This window comes from Bartonella sp. TT119HLJHH (assembly GCF_042193385.1).
Lineage (GTDB): Bacteria > Pseudomonadota > Alphaproteobacteria > Rhizobiales > Rhizobiaceae > Bartonella.
The window spans coordinates 1-1,002 of record NZ_JBHILS010000105.1; the positions used below are offsets into that span (position 1 = coordinate 1).

A 1,002-nucleotide genomic window follows, 5' to 3' on the forward strand; every position below is an offset into this window, starting at 1 on the left:
GGGTCGTAGGGTCCAAGATAAGCGCCATTGCGTACGTCGTCATAAATAATATTCGTCATTTCACTGCCCTCCAAGCTGCTTCCCATTTTGCGTGAATCTTTGCCTTGCTCGTCCCATCACTATGAGGGGTATAAGGCGAGACTTTTAAAGACGCGCTTTGAGAGCTAGCAGCCGTCAACACACACTGGCGTGCTTTCTCGATACTCATACCTTTTTGAATAGCTTTTGCTGCGTCAAAAGAAACGCCTAAGTGCTTTGCTTGCCTTTCAAGGGTTGTTAGTGCTTTTGCGCGCTTTCTTTCTTTTTCAAGAGCAGCTTTTATGTTTTCCTGCTTGTCCTCATTGTCTTCATCTTCGTTTTCTTCATCGTCGAAGTCTTCGGCGTTTTTGTCGATGTCGCTATCGTCTTCGTCCTCTTCCTCGTCATTGATGATGTCGACAATCTTTTCGTCATCCTCTTCTTCAGCGCGGTATTGTGTGCGTGCCATGTGTTTTGTCCTTCTTTTGTTGCTATTGGGTTTTGTGATATGGAATCCGTTAAGGCTTCCAAAGCTTGCGCAAGGGGGCCTTGCGCATCTGCTAATCCAAGGGTGATCGCTTGGGTGCCTATAAAAGTTTCTGCTTTTGTGTCACGAATTGCAGCAGCATTTAAGCGTCTGTTTTGCGCCACCAAATCGACAAACATCTCGTAGAGCAGGGCGCAATCGGCTTGCATTTTTATCTGTGCTGTATCGCTCAAGGGTTCGTGAGGGTTGCCATGGGTTTTGTGATCACCTTCAAAGACAAAGGTCCATTTATGCCCGTGTTTTTCATCTGCACGGGATTGGTCAAGATGAGCACAAACAACTCCAATCGAGCCCACAACCCCTGTACGAGCTACCCATATTTGAGAAGCAGAGCAGGCAATGGCATAAGCCGCTGAACAAGCAAACTCATTGGCATGTGCCCAAATGGGCTTGTCGTATTGTTTTGAGAGTGTTTGAAACTCTTCAACCAAATCAAA

The 1,002-nt window shown here is 46.4% G+C and carries 2 protein-coding genes; both read right to left on the bottom strand.

What is annotated here, in order from left to right; all coding sequences use genetic code 11:
• Positions 1 to 55 precede the first annotated feature (55 nt).
• Positions 56 to 433 (bottom strand): hypothetical protein, encoded by a 378-nt coding sequence (locus ACFIJL_RS09540; RefSeq protein WP_375624477.1) that lies wholly within the window; start codon positions 431 to 433, stop codon positions 56 to 58.
• A partial coding sequence (locus ACFIJL_RS09545) for a S49 family peptidase (RefSeq protein ID WP_375624475.1) occupies positions 319 to 1,002 on the bottom strand: 684 nt, incomplete at its 5' end. The genes ACFIJL_RS09545 and ACFIJL_RS09540, both read right to left, overlap by 115 nt.